The organism is Frateuria sp. (assembly GCF_013362045.1).
GTDB lineage: Bacteria > Pseudomonadota > Gammaproteobacteria > Xanthomonadales > Rhodanobacteraceae > Frateuria_A.
This window is the reverse complement of the sequence record NZ_JABFWW010000036.1, coordinates 1-7,769: the sequence shown is the minus strand read 5'-3', so window position 1 is coordinate 7,769 and position 7,769 is coordinate 1. Positions and strand designations below refer to the sequence as shown.

Below are 7,769 nucleotides of genomic sequence, written 5' to 3'. Positions count from 1 at the left end.
CGCATCGTGCTGTTCGACCAGCGCGGTTGCGGCCGCTCCACGCCGCACGCCGAACTGACCGACAACACCACCTGGGACCTGGTCGCCGACATCGAGCGGCTGCGCGCGCACCTTGGCATCGCGCGCTGGCTGGTGTTCGGCGGTTCCTGGGGCTCCACGCTGGCGCTGGCCTACGCGCAGACGCACCCGGACAAGGTGACCGAGCTGGTGCTGCGCGGCATCTTCATGCTGCGCCGCTGGGAGCTGGAGTGGTTCTACCAGAAGGGCTGCGACGCGCTCTATGCCGATGCCTGGGAGTCCTACCTGGCGGCCATTCCGGACGCCGAGCGCGGCGACCTGATGAGCGCCTACCACCGTCGCCTCACCAGCGAGGATCCGAAGACGCGGCTGGATGCCGCGCGGGCCTGGTCGACGTGGGAGGCCGGCACCAGCTTCCTCCACCAGGACCCCGGTTACATCGCCAGCAGCGGCGAGGACGAGTTCGCGCTGGCGTTCGCGCGGATCGAATGCCACTACTTCGTGCACGGCGGCTTCTTCGAGCACGACGAGCAGCTTCTGCGCAACGTCGAGCGCATCCGACGCATTCCCGCGGTGATCGTGCAGGGCCGCTACGACGTGGTCTGCCCCCTGCGCAGCGCGTGGGACCTGCACCGCGCCTGGCCCGAGGCGGACCTGCGCATCGTGCAGGACGCCGGGCATTCGGCCTTCGAGCCGGGCATCACGCACGAGCTCGTCGAGGCGACCGACCGGTTCAAGCAATAGCGCGGCGCTTGCCCGCGGTCCGTTCCAGGAGAGAGTTGAGAAGAGGCTCGCCAAAAGCCCCAACGAAGAAGCGCAGGGTGGGCTTCAGCCCATCACAAGCCTGCCGGTGGATTCGTAATGGGCTGAAGCTCACCCTGCCAAGGCTCAACCCGGCAGCTGCTTCGTGCCGAAGATCTTGTCGCCCGCATCGCCCAGGCCGGGCAGGATGTAGCCCTTGTCGTTGAGCTGCCGGTCGATCGCGGCGGTATAGATCTCGACGTCCGGGTGCGCGGCTTCGATGCGCGCCAGCCCCTCGGGCGCCGCGACCAGGAACAGCCCCTTGATGCGCCGGCAGCCGGCGGCCTTGAGCATGTCCACCGTGGCGACCAGGGTGCCGGCGGTGGCGAGCATCGGGTCGACGATCAGCGCCGTGCGTTCGTGCATGCTGCCGCTGAGTTTTTCGTAGTAGGCGACGGGCGCCAGCGTCGCTTCGTCGCGCTGCAGGCCCACGACGCTGACCTTGGCCGAGGGGATCAGGTCGAGCACGCCCGGCAGCATCCCGAGGCCTGCGCGCAGGATCGGCACGATGGTGATCTTCTTGCCCTTGATGCGTTCCACCGCCACCGGGCCGGCCCAACCCTCGATGGTTTCTTCGACGGTCTCCAGGTCCTTGGTCGCCTCGTAGGTGAGCAGGGCGGCCACTTCGGAGGCGAGCTCGCGGAACTCCTTGGTGCTGATGCCGGCGCGGCGCATCAGGCCGAGCTTGTGGCGGATCAGCGGATGGCCGACTTCGACGATTTTCATCGGCCAAGCATAGCGGCAAAGAAAAAGGCGCCGCCAAGCCGGCGGCGCCTTGAGTCATCGGCGAAGGCTTCAGTGCCCGGCGGGCGCGGCGGCGGTGGCGCCCTTGAGGCAACTGCTCATGAAGCTCTTGCGCGCATCGCCCTTGAGCGCCTTGGTCTTGGCGTCGGCATTGCAGCTCTTCATCTTTTCCTGCTGGGTGGCCTTGGCGCTCATCGCAGGCGTGGCGGCCGGCGCGGCGGCGGCGGGCTTGGCTTCGTCGGTACCCTTGCCCTTGAGGCAGGCGCTCATGAAGGCCTTGTGCTCGGCCCCTTTCTTGCCGGCGGACTGGTGGCTGCAGTCGGCCATCCGCTGCTGCTGCGGCGAGAGCGTCTTCTTGGCGGCAGTCTGCGGTGCGGCGAACGCGGCGGTGGTGGCGAGGGCCAGCACGGCGCTGGCGGCAAGCAGGCTGAAACGCATGGTCATGATGCTTCCTCCTGAAGTGGCCGGCGGCTGCCGGCGGGCGCCAGTCTATGCCTGCGCCACAGCCAGGCGGAAGCGGCACGGTACGCGGCCGTGCGATGGATGTTCAGTCCCGGTGCAACGCCCGTTCAGCCGCCTCTGCCGGACTGAACGGGCGGCGTCGGACGGCTCAGGCCGCCTTGCTCTCGGCCTTGCGCGGGCCCTTGAGCAGCGCCTGGCGCACGTGGTCGACCACCAGGTCGATCTCGGCGCTGGTCACTTCGAAGTGCGGCGTGAAGCGCAGCGAGTTGGCGCCGCCATGGATCACGCCCACGCCGTGCTCGCGCATGTACTCCTCGGTGGAGTTTTGCCCGAAGCACTTGAACTGCGGCGCGAGCTCGCAGGAGAACAGCAGGCCGGTGCCCTGCACCTTGGTGATCAGCCCGCCCAGTTCGTCCTTGAGCTTGTCGAGCTTGGCCACGAACTCCTCGCCGCGGGCGCGGATGTTGGCGCGCACCTCGTCGGTGAGCAGCTCCAGCGTCGCCAGCGCCACGTCCAGCGCGCGCGGGTTGGTGGTCATGGTGTTGCCGTAGATGCCCTTGCGGTACAGGCCGGCGGCGCGGTCGCCCACCGCCAGCACCGACAGCGGGTACTGGCCGGCGTTGAGCGCCTTGGAGAAGGTCTCCATGTCCGGCGGAGCCAGTTTCTCGAAGCCCGGGTAGTCGACGATCGACAGCACGCCGTGCGCGCGCAGGCCGGCCTGGATCGAGTCCACCAGCAGCAGCGTGCCGTGCGCCTCGGTGAGTTCGCGCGCTGCCTTGTAGAACTCCGGCGTCACCGCACGGCCCGGGTCGCCTTCGCCCATCACCGGTTCGAGGAACATCGCCTCGATGAACCAGCCGTGCCTGTCGGCATCGGCGAACACCGCCTCCAGCTGCGCCACGTCGTATGGGGCGACGGTGAGCAGGGTGTCCTCATGGCGGTAGCTGGCCAGGTGCTGCAGGTAGGTCTTGCGGCTGGAATCGGAATACAGCGCCGGCTTGTCGGTGCGGCCGTGGAAGGCGCCGCGCACCGAAAGGCGCTTGATCGTGCGGTTGGCATAGCGCCCGCCGGCGTCGGTCATCAGCTTGGCGTTGACGTCGGCAATGCGGCAGGCCAGGCCGACCGCTTCGGAACCGGAGTTCAGGCACAGGTAGTGATGGTAGGGATTGCTCCCGCGGCTGCGGCCGAGCTCCTTTTCCATCGCCTGGGTGAAGCGCAGCTGCGAGATGCTCGGCGACATCACGTTGGCCATCACCTGCGGCCTGGCGAGGGCCTCGAGGATCGCCGGCTGGTTGTGGCCGAAGCCGAGCATGCCGTAGCCGCCGTTGTCGTGCAGCACGGCACCCTTCAGCGTGACGATCCACGGGCCGCGCGCGGCGGCCGGCAGGTAGGGGTTGATCGCATCGTCCGGATAGAAATTGACGTAGCCGGCCTGGGCCTTGGCCAACTGCTCGGATTCGTCCAGCTTGAGGAAACTCTCCATGCCGGCCGCGCGCAGCTCGCGATGGCGCGCCACCGCTTCGCCGACCGCCTGCACCAGTTCGGGTGCGCTGGCGGCCATGCGCTCGATATGGGCGTCATCCAGGCCGACGGTACGCGGCTTGCCGCCGAATTCGCGCAGTTCGCGCAGCTGATCGAGCACACCCATGGCAGTCCTCCTCGAATCCGGCCGGCGCCAGGGTGGCGCGGCCGACGTGTGAATGCGGGCACGTGCCGGGGGTGGCCCGTGCGGTTCTGCGGTGCCCGTCATGGCTTGGGAGCTTGACTCGTGCTCCCGAAAAGCGCTTTGCGGGCGGGACGATAGGCCCAAGGATACCGTGCCGCCCTCCCGGCCGTAACCCCGCATGACGGCTGTCACGCGCAGGGCCTGACGCCGCTCAATGGGCGCCAGGGCGCACCGGGCCTACCGTTTGCGCTACACGAGGGAGGCTCCCATGGACATGTCCGCCATGCCGGTCGCGCAGCTGCGGGGTGCAGTGAAACGCTACGGAGCGCTGACCGCGCTCGATGGTCTGGATCTTTTGCTGCGCCGCGGCGAACTGCTCGCGCTGCTCGGTCCCAACGGCGCCGGCAAGACCACGGCAATCGGCCTGCTGCTGGGCCTGCATCGAGCGGATGCGGGGCAGGTCGAGCTGTGCGGCCGCGACCCGCAGCAACTCGCCGCGCGGCGCCATATCGGCGTGATGCTGCAGAACGCGACGCTGCCGCCTACCCTGCGCGTGCGCGAGCTGTTGCGGTTGACCGCCAGCTATTACCCCTATCCGCGCGTGCTGCAGGAAAGCGCGGAGCTGGCGGGCGTCGGCGATCTGCTCGACCGCCCCTGCGGCAAGCTCTCCGGCGGCCAGCAGCGCCGCGTGCAGTTCGCGCTCGCGCTTTGCGGCCGGCCGCGCCTGCTGTTCCTCGACGAACCGACCGTGGGCATGGACATCGAGGCGCGCCAGTCACTGTGGGCGGCGATCCGCCGGCTGGTGGGCGAGGGCTGCTCCGTGCTGCTCACCACGCATTACCTGGAAGAGGCCGAGGCGCTGGCCGACCGCGTGTGCGTGATGGCGCGCGGCCGCACGATCCACGAAGGCACGGTGGACGAACTGCGCGCCCGCGTGGCGATGAAGCGCATCCGCTGCCTCAGCACGCTCGCGCCGCAGGTGGTGGGCGGCTGGCCGGAGGTGGCCGAGGCGCGCAGCGAGAACGGTCGCCTGCACCTGACCACCGCCGAGGCCGAGGTGGTGGTGCTGCGCCTGCTGCAGACCGATGCCTACCTGCGCGAGCTGGAAGTGCAGCGCGCCGGCCTGGCCGAGGCCTTCACCGAACTCACCCGCGATGCCGCCGAGGCATCCGCCGTCCAGCGCGAGGCTGCCTGACATGGACACCCTGCTTACCCTCGACGCCTCCCCCGACAGCGTTGCCATGCCGCTGGGCCGCGTGCTCGGCGCCTATCTCGCCGAGGCGCGCAGCGAATGCCTGCGCTACCTGCGCGCGCCCGGATTCATGCTGCCGATCACGCTGTTCCCGGGCATGTTCTATCTCGTCTTCGGCGTGCTGATGGCCAAGGGCGAAGGCGCCGATGCCTCGCGCTACCTGCTGGCCAGCTACGCCACCTTCGGCGTGATGAGCCCGGGCCTGTTCGGCTTCGGCGTGTCGCTGGCGATGGAGCGCGACGGCGGGCTGCTCACCCTCAAGCGGGCGCTGCCGATGCCGCCGGGCGCCTACCTGTTCGGCAAGATGCTGATGGCGATGGCGGCCGCAGGGTTCGTAGTGCTGTTGCTGCTGGCGCTCTCGCAGCTGGCGCGCGTGGCGTTGTCGCCGGGCCAGGCGTGCGCGCTGTTCGCCATCGGCGTGCTTGGCGTGCTGCCGTTCTGCGCGCTGGGCATGTTCGTCGGCACGCTGATCAAGGGGCAGGGCGCGCCGGGCATGCTCAACCTCATCTACCTGCCGATGTCCTTCCTTTCGGGCCTGTGGTTCCCGCTGCCGATGCTGCCCAAAGTGTTGCAGCAGGTCGCGCCGCTATGGCCGAGCTTCCACCTCGACCGCCTCGCGCTGGCCGCGGTCGGCATGCGGCAGGATGCCCTGCTGCCGCACGTGCTGGTGCTGCTGGGCTTCACCGTCGGTTTCCTGCTGCTCGCAGCGCGGCGGTTGCGCCGGTTCGGTTGAAGTAGCATGGGCGCGGATCCGCAGCATGGGCCTGGCCCGATGAACCGCCTGACTGCCTGGTTTTCGCCGGAGCCGGGGTCGCGCATCAGCGAGATAAAGCAGCAGGGCAAGTCGCCCTGGACGGAGTCCGTGCACCTGCTGTGGTCGGCGTGGATCTTCATCACGCCGCTGTTCGACCGCGGCTACAGCTGGCGCTGGGCGCTGCTGACGCTGGCGACCTATCCGGTGTTCGTGCTGCTGTTCGCCAAGTCCATGCTGGTGTCGCGCGGCACCTCGCCGCGCTACGGCATGGGGCTGGCGATGTTCGGCATCGCGCTGACGCCGTTCTATTCGGGCAGCGTGAGCTATTTCATCTACGGCTGCGTCTCCTGCAGCCTGAGCAGCCGCCGCCTGGCGCCGTTCCTGCTGCGCCTGTTGTGCCTGAACGCGCTGTTCGTGCTGATCGCCTGGCAGGTGGGCTATCCGTGGCAGGCGCTGGTGGCGTTCCCCTTCATGACGGTCACCATCGGCCTGGTCACCCATGTGGAGCGGATCGCGCACGAGAAGGACGCGGCCCTGAAACTGTCGCACGACGAGGTGCGCCGGCTTGCCGCCACGGCCGAGCGCGAGCGCATCGGCCGCGACCTGCACGACCTGCTCGGCCACACGCTGTCGCTGATCACGCTGAAGCTGGAACTCTCGCGCAAGCTGTTCGACCGCGACACCGAGGCGGCCCGGCGGGAAGTGGCCGAAGCGGAGAAAGTGGCCCGCCATGCGCTGGCCGAGGTGCGCTGCGCGGTCACCGGCATCCGGGCCACCGACCTGGCGGCGGAGCTGGCTTCGGCGCGGCTGCTGCTGGAATCCTCCGCGGTGCATCTGGACTACGGCCCGCCGCCGCGCATGCCGGTGGAGATCGAGCGCGGACTGGCGCTGGTGCTGCGCGAGGCCGCCACCAACATCGCGCGGCATGCCGCGGCGACGCGGGCCCAGGTGTCGTTCGAGGTGATCGACGGCGGCCTGTGCCTGACCATCGCCGACAACGGCCGCGGCGGCGTCGAGGAAGAGGGCAACGGTCTGACCGGCATGCGCGAGCGCGTGCGTGCGCTGGACGGCCGGCTGCAGATCCACTCCAGGCGCGGGCAGGGCACGCGCCTGCGCGTGGCGGTGCCGCTGCCGGCAGTGGCGGCAGTGGTGGAGCTGGCAGCGCCCGCCGCGCCGCCGGCAGGGCCGGTGGAGGCGGCGCCATGGGCCGCGAACGCACGCCCATGATGCGCTTGCTCACGCCGCGCCCGGACTCGCTGCTGGGGCAATTGCGCGCGCCGTTGTATATGCGCTGGCAGGCCGGCGTGTCGCTGTTCGCGCTGGTGGCGCTGTTCCAGGCGCCGCTGGCGACCGCCCATTTCAGCTGGCACTGGATGGCGCCGACCCTGCTGGCCGTGCCCGTCTACGTCTATCTCTACTCGCGCATCTACCTGGGGCCGTTGCCGCAGCTGGAGCGGCACGCCGCAGGCATCGCGGCGGTGGGCCTGGTGCTGTGGTGCTACAACCCGGTGGGTTTCATCCTGATGATGATGGCCGGCATCCTGCTGGCCTATTCGCCATCGTGGCGGCACTGGCTGCTCGGCGTCGCCGGCATCACGGTGCTCGCCCTGGGCAAGGCCGTGTTGTTCGGCGACAAGTTGTCGCTCGCCGCGGGCGTGGGCCTGGCCGGCCTGTTCGGCGGCGTCAGCAACGTGCTGTACATGCGCACGCTGCGGCAGGACGCAGAGCTGCGCCTGTCGCAATCGGAGGTGCGCCGGCTGGCCACGCTGGCCGAGCGCGAGCGCATCGGCCGCGACCTGCACGACCTGCTCGGCCACACGCTCTCGCTGGTGGCGCTCAAGTCGGAACTGGCCCGGCGCCTGGCGCTGGCCGAGCCGGCGCGGGCACAGCGCGAGATGGCCGAGGTCGAGCGCGTCGCGCGCCATGCGCTGACCGAGGTTCGCGCCGCGGTGACCGGCATGCGCCGCAGCGACCTCGCCGCCGAACTGGTTTCCGCGCGGCTGATGCTGGAGGCCAGCGGCGTGGCGCTCGAGGGCGGGTTGCCCGAGGGCGTGCAGTTGCCCGAGCGCATC

General features: G+C 69.7%; 8 protein-coding genes. 5 read left to right on the top strand and 3 right to left on the bottom strand.

Translation table 11 applies throughout. From position 1 onward, the window contains the following. Positions 1-762: prolyl aminopeptidase (gene pip / locus HOQ08_RS01860; protein ID WP_291190728.1), on the top strand; the 762-nt coding region annotated here is incomplete at its 5' end. Positions 763-906: 144 nt separating this feature from the next. Here the strand turns inward: pip and upp are convergent. The 3 genes from upp to HOQ08_RS01845 all read right to left on the bottom strand — a co-directional run bounded on the left by upp (position 907) and on the right by HOQ08_RS01845 (position 3,673). Beyond that, on the bottom strand, positions 907-1,545 hold the full coding sequence (upp, locus tag HOQ08_RS01855; protein ID WP_291190725.1) for a uracil phosphoribosyltransferase: 639 nt from the start codon (positions 1,543-1,545) through the stop codon (positions 907-909). A gap of 69 nt (positions 1,546-1,614) precedes the next feature. Further along, entirely contained in the window at positions 1,615-2,001 is a 387-nt protein-coding gene (locus HOQ08_RS01850; protein WP_291190731.1) for a PsiF family protein, read from the bottom strand. Between the two features lie 172 nt (positions 2,002-2,173). Next, positions 2,174-3,673 carry an aminotransferase class III-fold pyridoxal phosphate-dependent enzyme gene (locus HOQ08_RS01845; RefSeq protein WP_291190722.1) on the bottom strand — a complete coding sequence of 500 codons (1,500 nt, stop codon included), beginning with the start codon at positions 3,671-3,673 and terminating at the stop codon, positions 2,174-2,176. A gap of 286 nt (positions 3,674-3,959) precedes the next feature. On the opposite strand from HOQ08_RS01845, the gene HOQ08_RS01840 reads away from it, so the two are divergent. From HOQ08_RS01840 to HOQ08_RS01825, 4 genes are all read left to right on the top strand, one after another. Beyond that, the gene (locus HOQ08_RS01840; RefSeq protein WP_291190718.1) at positions 3,960-4,886 is read left to right on the top strand and encodes an ABC transporter ATP-binding protein; all 927 of its coding nucleotides are present in this window, start codon (positions 3,960-3,962) and stop codon (positions 4,884-4,886) included. Position 4,887: 1 nt separating this feature from the next. Continuing rightward, complete coding sequence (locus tag HOQ08_RS01835) at positions 4,888-5,676, top strand: ABC transporter permease (protein ID WP_291190715.1); 789 nt, start codon at positions 4,888-4,890, stop codon at positions 5,674-5,676. A gap of 39 nt (positions 5,677-5,715) precedes the next feature. Beyond that, the gene (locus tag HOQ08_RS01830) at positions 5,716-6,924 is read left to right on the top strand and encodes a sensor histidine kinase (RefSeq protein ID WP_291190712.1); all 1,209 of its coding nucleotides are present in this window, start codon (positions 5,716-5,718) and stop codon (positions 6,922-6,924) included. After that, the coding region (locus HOQ08_RS01825) for a histidine kinase dimerization/phosphoacceptor domain-containing protein (RefSeq protein WP_291190709.1) at positions 6,900-7,769 on the top strand (870 nt) is incomplete at its 3' end. The genes HOQ08_RS01830 and HOQ08_RS01825, both read left to right, overlap by 25 nt.

Bases quoted from the DNA above. Each gene is read 5' to 3' on its own strand.
- upp (WP_291190725.1), bottom strand. From the start codon at position 1,545: ATGAAAATCGTCGAAGTCGGCCATCCGCTGATCCGCCACAAGCTCGGC.
- HOQ08_RS01850 (WP_291190731.1), bottom strand. From the start codon at position 2,001: ATGCGTTTCAGCCTGCTTGCCGCCAGCGCCGTGCTGGCCCTCGCCACC.
- HOQ08_RS01845 (WP_291190722.1), bottom strand. From the start codon at position 3,673: ATGGGTGTGCTCGATCAGCTGCGCGAACTGCGCGAATTCGGCGGCAAG.
- HOQ08_RS01840 (WP_291190718.1), top strand. From the start codon at position 3,960: ATGGACATGTCCGCCATGCCGGTCGCGCAGCTGCGGGGTGCAGTGAAA.
- HOQ08_RS01835 (WP_291190715.1), top strand. From the start codon at position 4,888: ATGGACACCCTGCTTACCCTCGACGCCTCCCCCGACAGCGTTGCCATG.
- HOQ08_RS01830 (WP_291190712.1), top strand. From the start codon at position 5,716: ATGAACCGCCTGACTGCCTGGTTTTCGCCGGAGCCGGGGTCGCGCATC.